General features: G+C 68.2%; 19 protein-coding genes. 6 read left to right on the top strand and 13 right to left on the bottom strand.

From position 1 onward, the window contains the following. Positions 1-23: 23 nt before the first annotated feature. A complete protein-coding gene (locus OXG33_13935; protein ID MCY4115015.1) occupies positions 24-1,127 on the top strand; it encodes a sialidase family protein in 1,104 nt (367 codons plus the stop codon). A 171-nt stretch (positions 1,128-1,298) separates the two neighbouring features. Here OXG33_13935 and OXG33_13930 read toward each other — a convergent pair whose 3' ends face one another. Continuing rightward, on the bottom strand, positions 1,299-2,477 hold the full coding sequence (locus OXG33_13930; GenBank protein ID MCY4115014.1) for an LLM class flavin-dependent oxidoreductase: 1,179 nt from the start codon (positions 2,475-2,477) through the stop codon (positions 1,299-1,301). A 121-nt stretch (positions 2,478-2,598) separates the two neighbouring features. On the opposite strand from OXG33_13930, the gene OXG33_13925 reads away from it, so the two are divergent. Both OXG33_13925 and OXG33_13920 read left to right on the top strand, forming a co-directional pair. After that, the gene (locus OXG33_13925; GenBank protein ID MCY4115013.1) at positions 2,599-3,612 is read left to right on the top strand and encodes a hypothetical protein; all 1,014 of its coding nucleotides are present in this window, start codon (positions 2,599-2,601) and stop codon (positions 3,610-3,612) included. A gap of 133 nt (positions 3,613-3,745) precedes the next feature. Next, positions 3,746-4,837, top strand: a complete 1,092-nt coding sequence (locus OXG33_13920) for a zinc-binding dehydrogenase (GenBank protein ID MCY4115012.1) — start codon at positions 3,746-3,748, stop codon at positions 4,835-4,837. Between the two features lie 15 nt (positions 4,838-4,852). Here OXG33_13920 and OXG33_13915 read toward each other — a convergent pair whose 3' ends face one another. The 7 genes from OXG33_13915 to OXG33_13885 all read right to left on the bottom strand — a co-directional run bounded on the left by OXG33_13915 (position 4,853) and on the right by OXG33_13885 (position 12,371). Next, positions 4,853-6,073 carry an aminotransferase class V-fold PLP-dependent enzyme gene (locus OXG33_13915; GenBank protein MCY4115011.1) on the bottom strand — a complete coding sequence of 407 codons (1,221 nt, stop codon included), beginning with the start codon at positions 6,071-6,073 and terminating at the stop codon, positions 4,853-4,855. 4 nt (positions 6,074-6,077) lie between these two features. Next, positions 6,078-8,405, bottom strand: a complete 2,328-nt coding sequence (locus OXG33_13910; GenBank protein MCY4115010.1) for a LamG domain-containing protein — start codon at positions 8,403-8,405, stop codon at positions 6,078-6,080. Positions 8,406-8,511: 106 nt separating this feature from the next. Next, a complete protein-coding gene (locus tag OXG33_13905; protein ID MCY4115009.1) occupies positions 8,512-9,525 on the bottom strand; it encodes a Gfo/Idh/MocA family oxidoreductase in 1,014 nt (337 codons plus the stop codon). 127 nt (positions 9,526-9,652) lie between these two features. After that, the gene (locus tag OXG33_13900) at positions 9,653-9,913 is read right to left on the bottom strand and encodes a type II toxin-antitoxin system RelE/ParE family toxin (GenBank protein ID MCY4115008.1); all 261 of its coding nucleotides are present in this window, start codon (positions 9,911-9,913) and stop codon (positions 9,653-9,655) included. Then, positions 9,891-10,112, bottom strand: coding sequence for a ribbon-helix-helix domain-containing protein (locus OXG33_13895; GenBank protein ID MCY4115007.1), 222 nt, complete (start codon positions 10,110-10,112; stop codon positions 9,891-9,893). Before OXG33_13895 ends, OXG33_13900 begins: the two co-directional genes overlap by 23 nt. Positions 10,113-10,238: 126 nt before the next feature. Next, on the bottom strand, positions 10,239-11,531 hold the full coding sequence (locus OXG33_13890) for a sialidase family protein (protein ID MCY4115006.1): 1,293 nt from the start codon (positions 11,529-11,531) through the stop codon (positions 10,239-10,241). 114 nt (positions 11,532-11,645) lie between these two features. After that, positions 11,646-12,371 carry a hypothetical protein gene (locus OXG33_13885; protein ID MCY4115005.1) on the bottom strand — a complete coding sequence of 242 codons (726 nt, stop codon included), beginning with the start codon at positions 12,369-12,371 and terminating at the stop codon, positions 11,646-11,648. A 59-nt stretch (positions 12,372-12,430) separates the two neighbouring features. Between OXG33_13885 and OXG33_13880 the strand changes: the two genes are divergently transcribed. Continuing rightward, a complete protein-coding gene (locus OXG33_13880; protein ID MCY4115004.1) occupies positions 12,431-13,207 on the top strand; it encodes a phytanoyl-CoA dioxygenase family protein in 777 nt (258 codons plus the stop codon). Positions 13,208-13,395: 188 nt separating this feature from the next. Here OXG33_13880 and OXG33_13875 read toward each other — a convergent pair whose 3' ends face one another. Both OXG33_13875 and OXG33_13870 read right to left on the bottom strand, forming a co-directional pair. Beyond that, positions 13,396-14,307 (bottom strand): dihydrodipicolinate synthase family protein, encoded by a 912-nt coding sequence (locus OXG33_13875; protein MCY4115003.1) that lies wholly within the window; start codon positions 14,305-14,307, stop codon positions 13,396-13,398. 73 nt (positions 14,308-14,380) lie between these two features. Further along, positions 14,381-15,619, bottom strand: a complete 1,239-nt coding sequence (locus OXG33_13870) for a hypothetical protein (protein ID MCY4115002.1) — start codon at positions 15,617-15,619, stop codon at positions 14,381-14,383. Positions 15,620-15,720: 101 nt separating this feature from the next. Between OXG33_13870 and OXG33_13865 the strand changes: the two genes are divergently transcribed. Beyond that, a complete protein-coding gene (locus OXG33_13865; protein ID MCY4115001.1) occupies positions 15,721-16,209 on the top strand; it encodes a VOC family protein in 489 nt (162 codons plus the stop codon). A gap of 271 nt (positions 16,210-16,480) precedes the next feature. Here the strand turns inward: OXG33_13865 and OXG33_13860 are convergent, their stop codons facing one another. Genes OXG33_13860 through OXG33_13850 form a run of 3 tightly spaced genes read right to left on the bottom strand, consistent with a single transcriptional unit; the run spans position 16,481 to position 19,570 of the window. Beyond that, the gene (locus tag OXG33_13860) at positions 16,481-17,464 is read right to left on the bottom strand and encodes a TIM barrel protein (GenBank protein ID MCY4115000.1); all 984 of its coding nucleotides are present in this window, start codon (positions 17,462-17,464) and stop codon (positions 16,481-16,483) included. Further along, a complete protein-coding gene (locus tag OXG33_13855; GenBank protein MCY4114999.1) occupies positions 17,461-18,798 on the bottom strand; it encodes a sialidase family protein in 1,338 nt (445 codons plus the stop codon). Before OXG33_13855 ends, OXG33_13860 begins: the two co-directional genes overlap by 4 nt. Positions 18,799-18,814: 16 nt before the next feature. Beyond that, positions 18,815-19,570, bottom strand: a complete 756-nt coding sequence (locus OXG33_13850) for an aldolase/citrate lyase family protein (GenBank protein MCY4114998.1) — start codon at positions 19,568-19,570, stop codon at positions 18,815-18,817. Between the two features lie 106 nt (positions 19,571-19,676). Here OXG33_13850 and OXG33_13845 point away from each other — a divergent pair, with 106 nt between their 5' ends. Beyond that, positions 19,677-21,452, top strand: a complete 1,776-nt coding sequence (locus OXG33_13845) for a family 10 glycosylhydrolase (GenBank protein MCY4114997.1) — start codon at positions 19,677-19,679, stop codon at positions 21,450-21,452. Positions 21,453-21,457 lie beyond the last annotated feature (5 nt).

Raw genomic sequence — 21,457 nt, 5'->3', positions numbered from 1 at the left:
ATTATGGCAGCCGGAGCTCGCCCGTGATTGACGTGCTGGCCACCGGCCTGGTCTATCGAAATCCGGAACCGAAGCGGCGCGCCGTCCACGCCTGGCATCCCTCGATCATCGTGCTCGACGACGGCGAGCTGTTTGCCAGCTTCGATCTCGCCTCGGGCGTGGAAGCGCTCGACTACCAGACCTACAAGGCCCGCTCGTCCGACGGCGGCGTGACCTGGTCGGCGCCCGAGCTGCTGGTCGAAAGCTCCACGACCCGACCGACAACCGGCGGCGTCCGCGTGAGCCTGCTGCGCGACGGCACGCTGGTCGGCATCGGCGGGCGCACCTACCGCGACGTTCACGGCGGGCAGCTCGTCAATCGCGAGAACCTTGGCCATGCGCCCATGGACCTCATCACCACGCACAGCTCCGACCGCGGTCACTCGTGGAGCAAGCCCGAGATCCTCGATCCCCCGGTGTGGAGTCCGGCGTGGGAGGTGTGCCACCACATCGTGGAGCTGGACGACGGCCGCTGGCTCGCCCCGATGGCCCCCTGGCGCGGCTGGGACGGCGAGGAGCCGATCGGGGCCATGGCGCTGGCATTCGTGTCCCACGACCGCGGCCGGACATGGCCGGAGCACCTGGCGCTGATCGACGAGACCCATCGCGGCGTCTTCTCGTGGGAGGTCTCGCTGCGCCAGCTGAGCGACGGCCGGCTCCTGGCAACCGCCTGGGCCTTCGACTCCGCCACGGGCGGCACCGAGCCCAACCCGTACGCAATCTCAGCCGACGGCCGGACGTTTTCCGAGCCGCGGTCCACCGGCATTCACGGCCAGACGGGCAAGCTGCTGGCGCTGCCGGACGACCGCATTCTGTTCGTCTACCGCCACGACCGGCAGCCGGGCCTGTGGGCCAACCTATCGCGGCTGGACGGCGACGACTGGATCAATCTGGCCGCAACGCCACTCTGGGAAAGCGCCTCATCCAGCATGACCGGCGCCACGGAAAGCAGCGGGCAGGAGCTGGTCGACCTGCCATTCGGCTTTCCGAGCCTGGCGCTGCTTCCCGACGGCGACGTGTACGTGGCCTTCTGGTGCGAAGAGGACGAGGTCTACAACATCCGCTGGTATCGCCTGCGGATTTCGTAAACGCCGCTTGACGGCGTATAGGCCAGGACTAGCCGCCCGTTTCAGCCGGCGGAGCCGCTCGCGCAATGTCTCCAGCCGAGCCTGAAGGGCAGGTCCTGTTCCCTCTCCCTGGGGGGAGAGCGCTAGGGTGAGGGGGATTCGGGCCTCGAGCGCGGGATACCGTCCATCTACTTAACGGTTTCCCGACGCCGGAACAAATCCGGGCATCACGTCCTGCGCGAACCACTGAATGTCGGCTCGCATAGCCGACGGCGGCACGCCCAGCGATCCGGTCTGGATGAAGACGCGACGCAAGCCGGGCAGGCGTTCGAGTAAGCCGCTCAAATGGTCGCACACGTGATCGGGCGTCCCGCACACCCAGGTTCCCTCGGCATCCAGATCGCGAATGGTGGGCAGTCCCGCGCCATAGGCCGCCTCGCCCTCTGCGGTGGCCCGAATCTGGGCCTCGCTGAGTTGCGGATAGCGGCCCAGCGGCGCGAGTCCCTTGAGGTGCTCTTCGCACCACGGGGTCGCCTCGCGCAACGCGGCCTCGCGGCTGTCCGCGAGGTGTATCTGGAAACCAACCGCCAGGTCCTCGCCAAGCTCAGTCTGGCGGCCCGCCCGCGCCAACGCGTCGCGATAAACGGCCGCCGCCTGGTCGGCTCGACCACCCGGCGCCGTGCCGCCCGCGATCACGCCCTTGATGCCATGCCGCGCCATGAAGTCCAGTCCGCGCCGCTTGGTGCTGGTGATGGGCTGCCAGATTTCAACCGGCAGGTGCGCCGGTCGCGGCACAAGCGTTATGTCAACAAGGTCGTCAAACATGTGCGGCACGTCGGCGGGCACCCGGTAGGCCGTGCCCGCATGGGCGAACTCCGGCTCGTGCCACGCCTTCAGCATGATCTCCACCTGTTCCTCGAACAGATCGCGGTTGGCCGCGTCATCGAGTAGCGGGCCGCCCAGCGTCTCGACCTCTCGCGCCACATAGCCGCGTCCGATGCCGAACCGCAGCCGGCCGCCGGTGAGCACGTCGACCGTGGCGTAGTCTTCGGCCAGTCGCATCGGGTGCCAGGCAGTGACCGTGTTGAAGAACGCGCCGAACTTGAGCCGCTCGGTGTGGTGCGCCAGATGCAGGCTCAGCAGCGGCACGTTGCCGATGCAGCCGTAGCCCTCGCGCTGAAAATGATGCTCGGCCAGCCAGAGCGTGTCGTAGCCCGTGCGCTCCATCAGCTCGGCGAAGCGCAGGGCCTCGTCGTAGACCGTCGCCAGGTGCGCGTCGCTCATTCGCCGCGTGTGCGCCGGCGGCCCCCGAAATCCCGGGTTCGGCATCTCGACGTGACCGCCGTAGAAGGCGTCGATGGCCAGCGTCATCAGAGGCGCCTCGGCATTCGTGGGCAACGCTCGGGTTGGATCGGGGTCGAGCCGACCGTAGCGCGACCGGCCGGCCGCTGTCGACGCGCCGCGCGTGGGGCTAAGCTGACCGCCGATGACGATGAGCGCCTCGCCGATCGATCTGCGCGCTCGCTTGGAGTCGTACGCCGACGCCAAGCGACGCGGCGCCGATTGGCTGCTTGGGCACATGCATCCCGACGGCTCGATCGGCAATCCGTCGCATGGCTTCAGGTTCTACCGCGTGCCGTGGACGTTGACCGTGGCCGGCGAAACTGCCGCGGCCACGGCGCTGTGCGGTTGGATCCGTGAGCACATGTTCACCCCCGAGGGCGATTTCGATGGCGGTCGGCGCGTGCTGACCGATGCCTATGCCTATCGCAACGCCACGCTGGTCTACGGCGCGCACATGGCGCGGCAGTTCGACCTGAGCAGCCGCGGACTCGATTTCATGCTCACCATGCAAGATCCGCAATCCGGCGGGTTCACCAACGACCTGGACGCCGACGGCGCGCCCAGCGACGTAATGGACGTGCCCTACGCCTGCGGCTGCGGCCTGGCCTGCATCGCCCTGGGGCGCCTTGACGAAGCGCGGGCGGTCCATGCCTTCCTGGAGCGGATCTGGCACGCGCAGCGCGAGCTTCCCAACCGGCTGCACTATGCGTGGTCGCGCGAGCGGCAGGCGCTCGTTACGCCCGAGGCCGGCGAGGAGTCGTGGTTCACGGTCGAAGCCCAGGCCGCTCGCAAGCAGCGCTGGACGGTGGGCGGCATTGCCGCGGCGTTTCTCTGCCGCTTGCACATGGTCGACCCGCAGCCGGGCTATCTGGTTCTCGCCCGGGACCATATGGACTTTTCCATGCAATGCACGCCGCGCCAGTTCGACTACGCCCAAGTCTGCAAGAGCGGCTGGGGCTCCGCGCTGCTCTATCAGCTCACGGGAGACGCCGAATACCGCGACTGGACGGTGCGGGTGGGCGACTGGTTCGTCGAGACGCAGCAGGCGGACGGCTCGTGGTCCTGGGATGCCAAGGCCACGCTCGGCGAGGCCATCGAGCTGACCGCCGAATTTGTGTCGCACGTGGACACGATCGTCGGCTGCCTCGCAAGCCGACCATGACCTCGAGGCCCACCAAGCCGCCCCGTGCGTCGGTACCGGTTCGACTCCCTCTCCCGTGGGGAGAGGATTGGGGTGAGGGGACCGCTCCCTCCGTCATTCCGGCGAAAGCCGGAATCCAGTCCGGCGAGTCAACGTGACCACCAGCCGCGGCGCCGTGCTCGTCGCGGCGCACCGCATCGAGCCGCGCGACTTCCCGCTCCCCGCCATCGGCGACGACGACGGCCTGCTGCGCGTCGAGCTCGCCGGCATCTGCGGCAGCGACATTCACCACTGGGACGGCCACTCCGCCGTCATCCGCAATGTCCCGGCCCTGCTCGGCCACGAGATCGTGGGCCGCATCGAGCAAGTGGGCGCGGACGCCGCCGACCGCTGGCAGGCGGCCGCCGGCGACCGCGTGATCGTGGAGGCCAGCTTCGGTTGCGGCCGCTGCGAGTGGTGCCGCCGAGGCTCCTACCAGATGTGCGCCGACGAGCAGGGTTATGGCGGTCGCTTGTCCGCCGCCGACCCGCCCTATCTCTGGGGCGCCTACGGACAGTTTCTCTACCTGCCGCCGCGCGCCCGGGTACACCGCGTGTCGGAGCGGATCACGCCCGAGGTTGGCGTCGTGCTCGGTGCGGTGCTGGCCAATGGCATCCGCTGGGTGCAAACGCTGGGCAACGCCGGCGTCGGCGACACGGTCGTCGTCTTCGGACCCGGACCGCAGGGGCTGGCCTGCACCATCGCGGCGCACGCGGCCGGCGCGACCCGGATCATCGTCGTCGGCCTGGACCGTGACCGCGCCCGGCTCAGCCTTGCCCGTGAGTTCGGCGCCACCGACGCCCTGATCGCCTCGGATTCAACGGTGGCCGACATTGCTGACCTCACGGCGGGCCGAATGGCCGACGTCGCAGTCGACGTGACGGCCAGTCCCGGGGCGGCCGGCCAGGCGGCCTCGGTCGTGCGTCCGCTCGGCACCTTCGTCATGGCCGGGTCCAAGGGCGGCGCGCCCGTCGAGCTTCCCTGGGACCAATTGGTGGCCCGCGAGGTCCGCGTACTTGGCGTCAACAGCCACGAAACCCAGGCCGTCCGCGCGGCCGTCCAACTCGCCGAAACCGGACGCTACCCGCTGGACCGCATGCTCACCCACCGCCTGCCGCTGGCCCAGGCCGCCGAGGGCATCGAGCTCGTCCGCTCGGCCACGCCTGCCGACGGTGTAGTCAAGGTCGCGCTCGATCCGTGGGCATGAGTCGGGCCGATCGCCCTACCTTGCGGCTTGAACCGACTCCCTCAACGCCTGCACGAACCCATGAGCGTGGTCGGCGTCGCGGTAGGGGTGGAGCGACAGGCGGATGCGGGCGTGGCCGTTCATGTGGCCGAAGGTGCTGCCCCAGCCGCGCCGTGACAGGTCGTTGAACACCTGCTCCATGTCCACCGTGTCCGAGGTGAAGTTAATGACGCTGATCAACGGTTTCACCATCAGCCGCAGCTCGTCGATGGCCTCAATGCCCTCGACCACGATGCGCACGGACTCGAGCAGCCGCGCGGTGGAGGCGCGGTAGCCGGCGCGTCCCAGGTGCCGCATCACGGCCCAGGCGGTTGCGGCGTGGTCGCCGGGCTTGGTGGCGGTGAGCGTGTGGATGAACGTCCAATCCAGCGGCACGGCCTCCAGCAGGCTCGCGTCGCGGATCAGGAAGAATCCCGTCGCCACCGGCAGCTGACCCAGCTTGTGCCCGTCGGTCATGAACGAGCTGACCCCCGGCACGCTGAGGTCGAAGTCGCACAGGTCGTGACCCAGCTCGCGCATGAACGGCAGGATGAACCCGCCGAACGCTCCGTCGACGTGCAGGTAGAGATCGTGCTCGACCGCCAGCTTGGCGAACTCGGGAATGGGGTCCAGTTGGCCGAAATTCCCCTCGGGCGCGGAGCAGATCAACCCCACGGTGTTGGGGGTGATGGCGCGCTTGACCGCATCCATGTCGGGCGCCATCTGCTCGTCCACCGGCGTCTCGATCAGGCTGATGCCGAGCAACTCGGCGCCCAGGCGGAAGCTGTAGTGCGCCGACGTGGGCATGACGATCTCGGGTTCCGACTTGCCACCCAGGTTGCGCGCCAGCCGCATGGCCGACATGTTCGACTCGGTGCCGCCGCTGGTGATGAAACCGGTGGCCTCGGGCCGGCCGAGCAGGCTGGCCATCATGCGAATGGCTTCCTTCTCGAAGGCGTAGGCGCCGGGGTTCATCTGGCGCGCCCACTCCACGAAGTACGTGCCCCGGGTCAGCGTCGCGACGCACTCCGCGATCGGATGCGGCGGCCCGACGTAGGTGATGCCGAAGTTGCGCTCGACGGAGAACGGATCCTCCGCGATCCGCGCGTGCACGTCGCCCAGGACTTCGGATTCGGCCGCGCCCTCCTCCGGAAAATCCATCGGCGGCGGCATGGGCAGCGGGTCGTGAGGCGTGTGTCGCTCGAACTCCTGGGCCACGGGGCTACTCCTCCCGGCGAGATTCGCCGGCCATCGTGATGACGCCCGGATTGGCCGACGGATCGGCCAGGGGCTCGGGCGACGCGAACCGCCGCACGACGTTCTCGGTCACGCGTGAAACCGTGTTGTCGTAGTCGTTGTAGGACAGGCACGAGCGCCAGGCGATGGAGCCCGTCGAGAACACGCCGCCGCCGTTGGGCGTCTCGAAATAGGTCATGTCGGCGCGAATGAACGGGTGGTACTCCCCCGGCGTTGTCGGATCCCCTACCGACACGCCGTCGATGCCGCGCGTGTACCAGAGCGCCTCGTCGGCCAGCCCGACGTACTTGTCGGAATGCCCCAGCGAAGACGCCAGCAGCAGGGTGTGCGGCGGCGTGCCCAGGCTGAAGTCCAGCCGGTCCATCTCGTAGCCCGCGGCGCCGTGATTGACTACCAGCGACGGGATGTCGCCGATGTGCTCGTCGTCGCCGATGCCCTCGAAGATGAAGGCTGCGCGCGGATCGTGGCTGTCGGGCTGCCGGATGTAGGGCGCCCCCTTGTCGAAGCCCGCCGAGCCGCAGCCGATACCCACCAGCGCCTGCGGCGGACGGCCGCGGTTGCGCCAGACGCCGCCCAGCTCGCCGGTCGTGGCGAGCACTCGCTCGGCCGGGGGATGCTCGAAGGGCCAGCTCGTGCCCCAGCGCCGCACCTCCACCACGTGCGGCCGGTTCGGGTCGACGGCGGCGACGCCGAAGAAGCCGTTGCCGCCCAGGTACATCAAGCGCCCGCCGTCGTTCAGATAGGTCTCCAGCCCCTCGATCATGGGCGAGGTCCAGTACTCCGGATGCGAGGCCGAGATGATGACGCGGTGCCGCTTGAGCAGATCCGCGCCCTGGGCGTGGAGGTCGTGGTCGGTGATCACGTCGTAGTCCAGGCCGCGGGCCTCCAGCCAATCGATGACGTAGGGGTCCGCCGGGAAGCGCGACGGCGCCGACCAGACGCGGTAGCGGTAGGTGGGCCGCATGTTCAGGATCGGCCGGCGCCAGGAGCACAGCGCCGCCCCCGTCCCGTCGGAGTGGAAGTCGTAGAGCCCCGGCATCGGGTTCGCCCGCAGGAATTCGTGCGCCGCCGGGTTCAGGCTGGGATCGGCGTTCGGGACGCGCTCCGGGCTCCAGAAGCCGCCGTCGACGTCCCGGAAGTTGGCATAGGTGACGTAGGAAACCGTCGACATCAACACGCCGATCGGGGCCGTCTCGGCATCGTCGGCGGGCCGCACGAAGAAGGTTATGCAGTCCTCGTCGACGCCCGATCGCACCCAGGCGGCGTAGACGCCGCTGCGCAGGTCGTCCGGGACCGTCAGCTCGAAGTCGACCTCCCAGCCGGCGTCCTCGAGATCGTCGTCGTGGAAGTGGATGGCGCCGTATTCGTCCGGCGCCAGCCGGTAATTCGTCTCGCGTCCGGTGTAGTTGTGGCCGGTGACGCCGCGGGTGGGCATCTGCACCGCGCGTCCGTGGAGGCCGTGCGGACCGAGGTCGGTCACGTGGTCGGTGCTGATGTCCCGGCTGAAGTCCCAGGCGGCCACCAACCCCTCGACCGCCAGCGAGTCTCCGCCGCCCGCCAGGGACTCGATCTCGTCGCCTGACAGCGCGCGGTCGTAGATGCGCGGCGCGTCGATCTTGCCGTTGTAGTGGGAGTGTGTGAGCACCTTGCCGCCTTCGCGCGACTCGACCGCCGCCGCCATCACCAACGGCGCGCCCACCGAAGGTCGGGAACCTGGCGCTGATGTCACCGCCACGCCGCGTCCGCGCTCGACCGGCCAGGGGTGCTTGGGGAGCTGATAGACCGCGAGCCGCTGCGAGCCCGCGTCATAGGTCATGGCCGCGAGCGTCCACTGATGCTCGATCAGCGGCGTGGCGGGACCGACGACCGTCATGCCCCCCGTGCCGTCGCCGACTTGCCCGACGAGATGGCCGCCGGTTCCAACCAAAAGGCCGTAGCCGGCATTGCCGGGAGCCTCGAGGCCATGCGAAACGACGGCCTGTGGTCTCCCTTTGTCGGGCATCGTCGGCATCATCCAGGCCGTGACCGTGAAGCTGTCGAGCTGGCCCAGCGCGTCGGCGTATGGGATCTGCACGCTCGAGCCGGTCCGGATTTCCTGCTCGCGTCCGGCGTAGTCGCCGCTGAGGGCGGATTCGACCATCGGTGCCTTGAATCCGGGGCCGCGAGGGTTGTTGTCGCAATGCACCACCCGAACCAGATCGGCCCGGTAGGTCGCATGCGCGCTGCTGACCATGAAGCGCACCGTGTCGCCGGGCGCGACGTGCAGGGGATCGCAATAGCCGACGATCTTCATGGCTTACCGGTCCTTTGCCGCAAGGTGCATCGAGTCATCCGCCGAGCGCGACGCCAAGCATGCCCCAGAACGCCCAATCACGCGTTCATGGCTGGCCAGGGTCGGCCTACGCCAGCGTCTCCGGCCGGCCGTGCGCGGCCGAAGCATACGCCGCGTGCACCGCGCGCAGCGCCGCCAGACCGTCGGCGGCCGACAGCGGCGGCTCGATCTCGCCCAGGCAGGCGCGCAGCGTCAAGGCCACCCAACTCGTGTAGGGCGCGCCGCGGTCCTCGTAGAGCGTGCGCCGCACCTTCGCGTCGTCGCCGCGTCCCGAGCACAACATCAACTTCGGCGACGCGGCGGCGTCGGTTTGCAGCCAGCCCCGTGAGCCGTAGATCGTCAAGCCTTGATGGCCCTTCTCCTCCATCACGTAGCCGGAGAACAGCGACACCAGCGCGCCACCGGACAAGCGCATGTTGACCAGGGCCAGGTCTTCAACGTCGATTGGCGCGCCGCCCACGACGCCCGTGAGCGCCTGCACCTGCTCGATGTCGCGGCCGGTGACGTAACGAATCACGTCGACGAAGTGAATCCCCAACCAGACCAGATGTCCGCCGCCGGCCCGGGCGCGTTCGAACGTCCAATCGGGCTCGGTGAGCTCCTGGATGCGGGTCTGATCCGCCACCTGCGCCGCCCGCACGGCGTACAGCTCGCCGATTCCCCCCTCGGCGATGATGCGGCGGGCGTCGGTCATGTCGGGGCGCATGCGGTTGGCCAGCGCCAGCATCAGCGGCACGCCTTTCTCGTCGGCGAGCCGCGCCAGCGGGGCGAAGTCTTCGGGGTCCACGCAAGCCGGCTTCTCCGCCATGACCGGCACGCCGGCGTTGAGCAGCGCCTCGATCGCGGGCGGCGAGTTGGACGCCACCAGGGACACGATGGCCATGTCCGGGCGTACCGTGTCGAGCAGGCCGTCCACGGACGTATGCCGGCCTACGAGCTTCGAGCCGATGACGCCGAGCAGGCCGTCGTCGCCGTCGTCGACCACGTGCGCGGCCTCGATCCGCTCGACGTCGCGGATGGCCTCGGCATAGGGCATTCGATGCTTGGCTTCGGACTCGGTGATGAACGCAACGGTGGCCAAGAAGCTTTCCCTTCACTGAGCGCACGCGGCGTGCACGCCCGACAGTCTATGCCCGCCCAGGGTGTCCTGGAATCGCGGGCGCTCGGTCCGGCCTCGAGGACGCGCGAGGCGCCGATGTACGACCGGCTCAGATCGGTCGGTAGGCGCCTCCACGGCGAGCGACGCGAATCACGAGGACGACCAACTCGGCGTCGAGCACCTCATACACGATGCGGTAGTCGCCCACGAGCAGGCGGCGCAGACCGCGCAACCCGCCCTTCAGGACGCTGCCGCTGAACGGCTGTTCGCCAAGGCCGTCGATGGCGTGGACCAAGCGCGTCCTCGCCGGCTGGGGAATTCGGGCCAGTTCTCGCGACGCGCTGCGCTTAATCCGAACCGAGTAGCTCACGCCTGACCTCGTCCCAGTCCAGCACGGGATCCGCGGGATCCCGCAGCCGGTCCAGCGCGACAGACAGGTCGTCGAAGTTCTCCAAGTATTGCTCCAACGCCTGGCGGACCACGGCGGCGCGACTGCGCTTGAGCATGGCCGCGGCCGCGTCTAGAGATTCCGCCAGCTCGTTTGGCACGCGGGCGGTGATCTGAGTCATGGCGCAGCCTCCCGGTCATGGCGAGTCTTCCTTGATCGCTATGGCGCATCTTCCCTGATGCTGTTTCATTGCAATCAATGTCAATGACATTGATTGAGTTATTGTAGCGCCGACGACGCTCCCGATCTACGCCTCGGGCACGGTCAGCGGCGCGAGCATTTCGTCGGTGATGTAGCGCCCAAGCCCGAACAGCTTGCGGTCGGAGTACCAGAGGATGCGCTCGCCCTCGCGCTCCGTGAGGCTGGAATACATCGACAGCCACGGTCGGTAGTGCGGCGCGATGCCCACGCCGTCGGTGTCGAACAGCAGCAGCGGCTCGCTGAACCAGAGCGGTTGATGGGCGTTGGGGCGGAACTCGCCGACCGCGAGGAACTGCGGCCGCCGGCTGTCGCTGTTGAGCGGGCCGAAGCCGTTGTATCCCCACCCGTCGTGGTTCTGGAGCAGCTGGATGTAGCGACCGTCGTGCAGCCGGTAGAGCGGCGTGGGCGAGACCGGGTTCTCCATCGGGGCGCCGCCGTCCTGAAACCGGAGCATCTCGCTCGGGCGCCACGAGTGGCCGTCGTCGGCGGAGACCGTGTACCAGATCTGCCCGTTGGGCGTGCGCATGCTGGCGAACAGACGTCCGTCCGGCAGCAGCACCAGGCCTGGCTCCTGGCAAAAGGAGTATCCGGCGGTGTACTCGGTGTCGAACATGACGGGTGACGAAACGAGGTCGTCGCTGTCGGGCAGCCAGGTGAGCTCGAGGTCCTGCGGGTCCGGCTCGTCGTCGATGTTTTCGAAACGTAGGAACTCGACGTGGCAGTCGCCGACGCCGCGCGGCGCGCGAGCGGAGGCCGGCGTTCGCCGCCGGACGCGTTCCGACGTCCAGCGGGTGATACCCACGATGTGTTTGTTGTTGCGATCGCGAATCGGCTTCTGCCACACGATGCAGGAGGCGCCGGCTTTGGGGTCGGTCAGGTCGAAACGGGTGTGCCGGAAGGGGATCTGCACGTTGCCGTCGACCCAGGTGCGGCCGTCGTCGTCCGAGACCTTGCACTCCAGGAACGCATTGGTGTAGCTGTCGCCCAGGCCCGTGCTGCGGTTGTAGAAGCAATAGATACGCCCGCCCTGGCTCATCACCGGGAACCCGAACGACGCGACCTGGCCGGGGTAGCGTCCCGGTCCCGCCAGCACGTCGGGGCCGCTCCAGGTGCGGCCGCCGTCCTCGCTGCGGCGCACCATGATCGATTCGTCGGCGGCGTGCTCCTGGGTGCAGTAGGTCCAGATGGCCAGCAGCGCGCCCTCGCGCGTGAGGCTGACCAGCACGTGGTCCACCGACTCCTGCCACTCCGGCGGCGCGGGCGGAAGGAAGAACGCCAGATCGGGGTTGGTGCGCCGCCAGTCGTCGGAATAGGTCTGGTGCTGGCTCTCGTCAATCATCACCGCGCGCCTCCTTTGTCCGGGCGCCGTTCCCGACGGTCGAGAATCAGTCCCGGTCCAGCGGCGAGTGCGGGATCATAGCCCACGCCTGGAGAGGCGGCGGTCGGCCTGTCGCTATACCGTGCGGAATTCCTGCGCCGCGCGGCGTTCCCGCGCCTGCCGCACCTGCAAGTCCTTGCGCGCGATCCGCTCTTGCGTCGCCACCTCGGTCTGCCGCCGCTCCCGCCACACTTCGGCGAGCCCGCCGTAGAACAACAGATAGGTGATCCCATGGAGCAGCACGAACCACTGCTGCACAGAGAGGAATCGGCGGAAGCCGGTGAAATTGAGCACGACGAGGGCCGAGAGTCCCGTCGGTACGCCGTAGGCCATGCGAACCAGGCCGCTGACAATGATGAACAGCAGCGGCATTTGCGCACCTTCGAGGCGTCGCAGCGGAATGGCGACGGCGGCGTGCAGCAGGCCGCTCAAGAAGGCCCAGGTGCCGGCGAGCCCGACGTATGCCGCGGCCGGGACCACGGAATCGGACCACACCACCAGCCACAGCAGGAATCCGGTAATGCCCGCGGCGGCTCCCAGCGCGGCGTCCGCCAGGACCAAACCACGCGCCGGCCGAAACTCGCGCATGCCCAGCGCCACGGCCAGCGCCAGCGCGCCGTCAACCAGCGCAAAGATGCCGAACACGATGGCCGGCGGCGCCTTCAGGTCCTCGGGCCACAGCAGGCCGATCTGCGCGTTGGCGAAGAGCAGCGGCACCACGGCGCGCACCATCAGCAGCCACCAGCGGGATCGCGGAACCGCGACCGTCCGCAGCTCGGCGGCGGACGCCTGTACCGTCATTGGGACCGCCAGTACGTCAACGAGCGGTAGACTTTGGAGTCGCTGCCAGAGGTGTGCGCATGGAAACGCTGACGCAGGATCAGGTCGACGCCTTCAACGAGCACGGCTATCTGCGGCTGGAGAATGTCTTCGACGCCGAAACCGTCGCCCGCCAGTCGGAGGAGTTGGAGCGGCTCATGCAAGAGTGGGCCACCCAGGGTCCGGGGTGGAAGGGGCCATGGCGTCAAGCCTACATGACGGCCGAGGAAGACCAACGTGCGAGATTAGACATTCTTGGCGATCTTCCCGGCTATTCCGCGGAGTACTTCCGCGCCGTCACCGACGACAAGCTGGTCGGCGCAGTGGCGGACCTGCTGGGCACCGCCGTCGAGTATCACCACACGATGCTGCACGCCAAGGGGCCCGAGATGGGCACGCCGTTTCCGATGCACCAGGACTACCCCTTCTACGCGCATGAGGGTCCGGGGTACATCGACGCGCTGCTCCATATCGACGACGCCACGGAGGCAAATGGCTGCCTGAAGTTCCTACCCGGCAGCCACAAGCTTGGCCCGCTGCAGCACATCGGGCGCGTGGACTCCAAGGACACCCGTCCCCACCTGCCGGTGGACGAATACCGGCTGGCGGACGCCACGCCCGTGCCCGCCAACGCCGGCGACGTGGTCTTCATGAGCTACCTGACGATTCACGGCTCGGACCCGAACCGCACCGATGGGTGGCGGCGCCTGGTTCGCACGGGCTACCGCGATCCGCAGAACGTGCAGACCGGCGGGCACAACTCCGGCGTCAACGGCCTGATTCTGCGAGGACAGAAGCGCAACCTGGCGTTTGCATAGCCGTTTCGGCTGGCTCCCGGGCTGCACGCAGCCCGGCCCTCCGGGCGACCTGCGTCGGCCGCCCCGATCTGTCAGTCCGAGCCGAAGGCGAGGAATCTAAAGGGCGGGGAGCGTTTCCAGCGTCCTTAGATTCCTCACTTCGTTCGGAATGACAACGTGGGGACGCCGCACTCCTTGCGGCTGCTCACCTACTCAACCGTCGCGCTGCCGAACACCTCGATCAGCTTGTCCCGCACCTTGTCGACGACGTCGGATTCCGGGTGCGGGTAGGCGTGCCCGAGCAGGTTGTTCGGGTAGAGGCCCTGCAGGTGGATCGCCGCCTTGAGCGACGCCAGCCAGTTCTGGCTCGAGGCCCACTGGAGCCACGGGTCCTCGTATTTGAAGACGAACTCCCAGGCCTCGTCGATGCGACCGGCCGCCAGGTGGTCGTAGAACTCGTTGGCCAGGCGCGGCCGGATCGGCGCGATGGGACAGAGGTAGGCCGGTGAACCCAGCGGGTAACCGAACATGAAGTTACGCATTTGGCCGCCGCTGATGACGCCAAAGTCCTCGTCCGCGGTGCCGCGCATCAGCTCGTAGTAGTCGTAGAACGGATGCCCGTCGTTCTTGATGCCGATCATGTTGGGGCGCGCGGCCAACTCGATGGCCGCGTCCAGCGGGAAGTTGGGCCCCGACAGCAGCAGCATCGGCACGTCCGCGGCGTCCTGCACCAGGTCGAAATAGCGCACCACGACCCCGTGACTCAGCGTGAGCCAGCTGCTGAACTGCAACTTGACGGCATCGGCGCCCACGCGGTCGGCGTGGACGAGGAACTCGCGCGTCACGGACGGTTTCCATAGGCCGGATGAAGCGATGAAGACGGCGCGGCCCTGGTTGGCTTCGGCCACGACCGCGGTGAGCCGCCAGATCTCGTCGTCGCTCAGGCTGGCGAACTCGCTGCTGCCGGCCGTGAGCATGAGGATCGGCATGCCCTCGTCCGCGAGCCAGTCCACATAGCGCGCGATCGACGGGTAGTCCGGGGTGCCGTCGACGTTGAAGCACAAGTTGATTGGAACGACCGGACCCTTCATCCGCGCGAGCACGTCTTGTCCGCGACTCATGCCTGCCCCCGAATACCTTGAATCGACATCCGGCGCGCAGTGTGACACCGGCGTGCCGCCCCGACCAATGACCTCAGGTGCGCGCGGAGCGCCCCGCCGCTTCGAATTCGGATCGCGGCCACTCCCGCAGGACGTTTCCGAGGAGCACGTAGAGCATGGCCGTGAGCACCACGACCGCCATAAGAATCACACTCTGCGTGTTGGCCAGGCGCACGACCTCGGGGGCGGCGGCGGCCTCGACGCCGTAGACGAGGCGGGTCACGGCGATGAATATCGTGTAGAGAATCACGAGGTGCGCGGAATCGCCGTGGCGCATGGCGAATGACACCGCGAACTGCGCCCCGGCCGTCAGCATCGCCCACACGGCAACCAGTCCATAAAACAGCTCGAAAGGCATTGGGCGGCCGAGGCCAAACGAAATGACGGCGGCGATGAGCCCAATCACAATCGATGCCGCCGCTTCGAGGCGCAGTTGGCGCCGGGCGGGCGCGAATGCGCGGCTCCGGTCTGCGAGCACCAGCAGCAGCGCGCCGTCGGCCATCGCGAACATGCCGAACATGAACGCCGCGTCGGCACGTTCGGCGGGCTCGATCCACAGCTGCGTGAGCACGGCGGCGCCGTAGGCCAGGATCAGCACCGCGCGTCCATAGACCGTGCGCCACGCTTGTGCGCGCTCGGGGAGGCGACGCCGGGCGCTCAGCGCCGGGCTTACTCGCTGCGGGGCCTCGTCATTCCCGCGAGCCGCGAGGAATGCATGCCAGAACTCCGGCAGCCCGTCCACGAACCGAGGGAATACGCGCCCGGCCCAAGGCTCGACCAGGCGTCGCAGCGTGGTAGCGCCGATGAGCGCCGCGACCATCGCGAAGATAAACACGAACGCGGCGCTGGCAACTGCCCACAGCGTGCCGGCGAGCAAGGCCAGTCCAAAGCCCTTCGGACGGGCCTCGGCGGGCACGAGCAATGCACGCTCCCCAATCTGCCAATCGACACCCCAGCCGATGAAGGTGTCGAGCCACGCAATGAGCCCGGTCACGAAGCCAAGCGCCACCGCCAGCCCGGCCGCCCAGGAAAAACCGGCGCGCAGACGGAAGAGCAATCCCCAGATCCAGCCGGCCAACAGCAACCCAAAGATGACGGTGTGAAGGCCGATGCCGAGCGCAAAGGTGTCGCCCGCGAGCACGGCCGACACCAAGTCGACGTGATGGATCCAGGCGAAGGCGATCACCAGTCCGGCCACGGCGCCGATCCGAAATCCCGGCCAGCCTCTCAGGCGGTCGGTGAGGTCGTAGTTTTCGGCGAGGTCGTAGCTCATCACCGACGCTCGATGCGTCACGGAGTCCCTAGCGTATGCAAGTCTCGCATCGTGGTGGGCGCTTCATGCAAGAATGCCGCCCCGAGATTCCGAGGTCGCCAATGCCCCACACCGCCCCCACGGTGGGCCACGTTGGCCTTGTGGTCCGGGACATGGACCGCATGCGCGATTTCTACATACGCGTGGCGGGCCTGCGGGAGACCCGCGCTGCGACCCTCGAGGGGCCGCACATCGACGAACTCACCGGGTTGTCGGGCGTCACGCTTGAAGCCGTCTTCCTGGGCACCGACGAACGCCCCGAGGCCGTGGAGCTGCTCAAGTACCACAACCACCCTGATGCAAGCCCCGCCCGCGGCCCATCGGGAAACGGCCCGAATCACGTGCAGTTCGTGGTTGACGAGCTCGACCCAATCGTCGATGCGCTGCGCGCGGAGGGGCTGGACGCGTGGGGCGGGCCGGTGGACTGGCCTCGCCTCTGGCGCCGCGTGCTCTACGCCAAGGACCCCGAGGGAAACGTGGTGGAGTTCAACGAACGGCTGCCCGACGTGCGGCATCCGGGAGACAGCCAGGTGAATCCGGGCAGCCGCTAGGGCTGCCCCTACAGCCCGGGATCCCGGCCGCCCCGACAACCCCAATCCGGTGTAGGGGCGCCCCTGGTGGGCGCCCGTCCGCGTTCCTCATCCGGTGGCCCACGCTGCGTGCAGCGTGGGCCGTCGCCGTTCGGGGTGAGCATTGGCGGCCATTCCGGGTGACCAAATCCGGGCAGCCACAAGGGCTGCCCCTACAACTTCCGGATTCCCTGTAGGGGCGCCCCTCGTGGGCGCCCGTCCGCAGTCTTCGGGTTATCCGGGTAGGTCGCCTCTAACTCGCCCGCCGCAGCGCCTCCCACAGCATGCGCTGGGTCGCCAGGATGTCCTGCTCGCTCATCGCCTCGCGGAAGGCCGTGTCGTCGAGGGCCTCGAGCACCCGCAGCATGAAATGGATGTTGTGGACCTGTTGCGCGGCGTTCTGCGCCGAGTCGACCTGCCACCAGAAGCAATCGATCCCCAGGAAGCCGGCGTAGTCGGCCTCGCGCAGCCAGTAGAGCAGCTCCAGGCACTCCCAGAAGTGGTGGCTGGCGAATATCGTGCCGATGTCGATCGGCAGCTGCGTGTCGTTGAGGTGGAGATGGTGCAGCCGACCTACGCGCGCGGCGTCCCAGGCGGCCTGGCCCAGGTTCTCGTGGCTGAGCAGGGTGTGGGCCACCTCGAGCTGCGCGCCGAGGTTCGGTCGCCCGACCTCGTTGGCTAGGTCCAGCGTGGCGGCCATCGAGCCGATGTTGGACCAGCCCTTCGGCGTGTGAATGCGGTATTCGAGCGCCACGAGCAGGTCGCCGGCCGCATCGCAGATCTCCCGCAGCGCCTCCAGCGTGTAGCGCCGCGCAAGACGAAAATTCTGCTGGAAGGGATAGTCGGGTCCATCCAGCGCGGTGAACAGGTAAATGCCGCGGGCATCGAGGGCCCGCGCCACGTCGATCGAGTAGAGGGCCATGTCGATGGCGTCGCGCCGGTCGGCGGCCTCCGGCGACGTCCAGAGCGCCTTGGGAAACCCGCGCGCCACCGTCTCGCCGTGCGACACCATGGCGCACACCAGCCCGCGCTCGTCGAGTCGACGCTTTACGTGCGCGGCGTTCTCGAGCGTGACGGTCGTGCGGCTAAAGCACTCCACGCCCTCCACGTCCGGCACGCCGTCCATGTGCCGGAACGCGGCGTCGATCTCCGCGTTGGACGGACCGTCGACGTGCCGTGTCCGAAAGTGGCGGTAGAGACCGTCTGAAAAGCGCGGCCGCCACGCGCGGCTGCTCACCGCGGGAGCCAGGTGTCGTCGAGCATCACGTCGGTCAGCCGCCGACCGAGCAGGTACTGCATGCGGTCGCAGTACCAGAGGACAACCTCATCGGCGAAGTCGGTCAGGCTGCCGTAGGCGGCGAGGCCACCCGGGCGCCCACGAGTCACCGAGGTTGCCCAGGCGTTGTCGACGATCAGATGCGGCCGTCCGAAAACCAGCGGTTGGCCGCCGGGATTGTCGATCTCGCGTCCGACGCTGACGAATATCGGGCGGCGAGACTCGCCGCTGCCCGGACCGCTGCCGCCGTTGGCGGTGCCGTCGTTGTTGTGGAAGAACAGCAAGTAGCGGCCGTCCCGCAGCTTGTAGAGCGGGCAAGGCGCCGACGGGTGGGGAATCGGCGGACCGTCCGGCTGGAAGCGCAGCATCTCCGCTTCCGACCAGGACTGTCCGTCGTCGCTCGACACCGAATACCAGATGTAGCCGGTCATGGTCCGCAACACGCAGACGATACGTCCGTCGCTCAGGGGCTGAATGCTCGGCTCCATCGCCGTACTCATGCGCGAATCGCGCAGCTGCGGCACTCGGATCCCGTGGTCGGCGTCGGGCCAGGTCGACACGGTCAGGTCGGCCGGGTTGTCCACCGTCATCACGTTGTCGAAGCGCAGGAACCACGCCTCGTGGTGCCGCTCGTTGAAGCCGATCTCGGGCGTCACCGTCTCGAATTGACCCTGAAAGGCGTTGCCCGCCCAGCGTGTGATCGGACACAGCACGCTGCCGCGCCGGGTGACGATGGGCGCCTGCCAGCCGGAGGTGACCCAGGAGCTGAGCAGTGCCGGATCGGGATCGTCGATGGCGCCGCGGCCGATAGCGGTGTCGCGCCGCGGTCCCCACGTGTGGCCGTCATCGTCGGAGACGCGCCATGCCAGCAGGCCGGTCATGCCGCGGTCGAAGTCCACCGGCCCGGTGTTGCGGTGATAGAAGATCCACACGCGCCCTGAGTGCGGCACGACCACCGGCACCGACCACACGGCCGTTTGCTCGGTGCCCTCGGGCGGGGCGTCGAGAACCGTCGGCCGGCTCCAGGTGCGGCCCCGGTCCTCGCTGCGCGCCACCACGACGCGAGCGTTGGGGCCGTGAAAGCTGTTGCCGTCGGCCTGGGTCCAGGTGCCGAGCAACGCGCCGGTCGTGGTGGCTGTGACCACGAAGTGCACGTTGCCCGCGTCCCAAGGCCCGTTTTCAGTTGCCTCGCGGTGCGCCGGCGTGTCGCCGTCCTGTGGGATGTAGACCACGAAATCCGGGTCGCTCACGTGGGCGTCGGCCCAACGATCGGCGGCGGTCGATGCGGGAGCCATGGGTCGTCCTTTCAGCTCAGGCGCGGACCGCCTGCAATTCCTGCGACGCGACCTGGGCCAGCAGGCGCAGATCGCTGGAGAGATCGACGAACGTGAATCCTTGCGCGATGAGCTGCCGCGCGTGCGCGGCCGTCGGGGCGGGCGTTCCGGCGGGCTTGCCGTTGGCCTGCGCGCCGGCGAGGATCCGGGCCATGGCTTCCAGGTGCTCCGGCACGCGATAGACGTCGGCGCGCGTGTAGCCCAGCGCGACGACGAGATCGTTGGGACCGATGAACGCAACGTCCATGCCGTCCACGGCCATGATCTCGGCGATGTTGTCGACGCCTTCGCAGTCCTCGATCTGCGGACACACCAGCAGGTTGTCGTCGATCTGTGACACGTAGTCGCCGGAGATCGCGGCGCGCGAGTTGCCGCCCGACCGGTGGCCGCGTGGCGCATAACGCACGGCGTCGGCGATGGCCTCGGCCTGCTCCACCGTGCTCACGTGGGGGACGATGAGGCCCATCACGCCGGTGTCCAGGATTCGTCCGAGACCCTCGGGCTCGTGCGACCAGGCACGCGCCATCGGCACCGCGCCTCGCGCCTCGATGGCCCGCACGGCGTGCGTGATCTCGGCCAGGTCCCAGGCGGTGTGCTCGGTGTCGATGGCCAGCCATTCATAGCCGGCCTCCGCCAGCACTTCCGCCGCTAGCGGCGAGGCCAGGTTGAGCCACGAGCCGATCGACACCTCGCCCCGCGCGAGCTTCTCTTTGACCGGATTGGGAAATTTCACCGCGTTGGTTTTGGCGAGGCCGTGCCGACCGGAGCATACTGCGGCACCGTGGCGGCCGCCCACCGCGGCCGAAAGTCCCGCCCGCTTGCCGCAAAGGTGGTTCCGAATGTCCACAGCAGGCACCGCACACATCGGCGATCTCGGTCTGTCCCAGCCGCCGATCTATCTCACGAATCTCGACCGCTGCCAGCCGGCGGACGCGCTGTCGAGCGAGTCCAAGACGGGCCGCTGGCGCGCGTTTGCCTATTCCACGGCCAACCTGAGCGGCACGCTGCTCTACGCCGGCGACAACACGGCCGCGCCGGAGGTAACGCTGCCCCTCGGCGTGAGCGGCTGGCACGCGATTTCGATCGGCCAGATGGTGCACGACCACGAGCTCTACGAGTGGAGCGGCAACTTGCTGGCGAAGCTCAGCGGCGAGCGCGGCTTCACCAACATGCATCTCCCGCCGCGCATCAACCCACAGCCCGGCGGCGGCGTGCTGCTGGCGGAGACTTTCTTCAAGATCGCCGACCTCACCGGTCAGGACATGCAGTTCAAGCAGATCGCCGTGTCGGCGGATGTCAACCAGCCGGATGGCATCTGCGATTGCGAGCCGGCCCGGCCGGCCTACGTCAAGCTCGTGCCCCTCACCGACGGCGAGGTGGCGGCGCTCCAAGCCGACCGCGCGCGAACCGACACCAAGCGCCTCTACGCCCACGACGACAACCACGGCTGGATGGGCCATGTCCGAGCGCACACGCCGGAGGACGTTCAGGGTCACCTCGAGCCGTACCGCAACACAGACTTCGAGCGAATCTATCTGGAAACCGGCGGCGGCGACCTGCTGAACTACTTCACCAAGATCGCCCGCGATCACACGCTCGACGCTCACGAGGACTTCTCGCACGTCGGCTACCGGAAGCAGTCGGAGGCCTGGCGGATCTTTCGAGACCAGGGCGTCGATCCCTACGACGTTGCCATCGAGCACGCCCACGACATGGGCATGGAGATTCACGCTTCGTGGCGCGTGACGGGCTTCCACTACCCGCCGCCCAACGATCACTTCAATTCCGGCGACGGGGTGTTCGAAGCGCATCCCGAGTGGCGCAGCGTGGACCGTGAGGGTCGGATTACGCCGCGGCTCTCCTACGCCTATCCGGGCTTCCGCGCCTTCGCCATTTCCCTGCTGCGCGAGATGGCCGAAAAGCCGGTCGACGGCGTGTGCCTGCTCTACAACCGCCGTCCGCCGTTCACGGAGTACGAGCCGCACGTCGTCGAGGCGTTCACAGCCGCCTCGGGCCACGACCCCCGCGAGCTGGACGAGCACGACCCGGACTGGCTGCGATTTAGGGCGCGCGTGATGACTGACTTCATGCGGGAGCTGCGGGCCGGGCTGGCCGAGGTGGCCGCAGCCACCGGACGTGACAAGCCGATCAACGTCTCCGCGATCGTGATGAAGGACGAAGCCGAGAACCTGCACCGCGCCCTTGACCTGCAAGCCTGGGTGGCCGAGGGGCTGATCGACACGATCATTCCCTACACCTCGGCGCCGGAGCTCAACAGCCGGGTGCCCGCCTGGGACGATCCCGAGCGGCAGCTCGAGTTCTTCCTGGACCTGGTGCGCGACACGCCGGTCGAGTTGGCCGCGAGCGTGCTGCCGCGGTCCATGACGCCCGAGGAATACCAGCACGCCGCCGCGCGCATCTATCGCACGGGCGTCGAGCGGCTGTTCTTCTGGGACTGCACCACGGCGCACGATTCCTTTAAGGGGCTGCGTTCGCTCGGGCATCGCGAGAACATCGAGGCCTGGCATGCGGCGGGTGAGCCGGACCTGTCGGCGCCGCAGCACACGCTGACGACGCTCGGCGACTGGGACTTCTCCTACGACACTCCCGGCTAGGGCGC

This window comes from Chloroflexota bacterium, assembly GCA_026708035.1.
Lineage (GTDB): Bacteria > Chloroflexota > UBA11872 > UBA11872 > UBA11872 > JAJECS01.
This window is presented reverse-complemented; position numbering and strand designations above follow the sequence as displayed.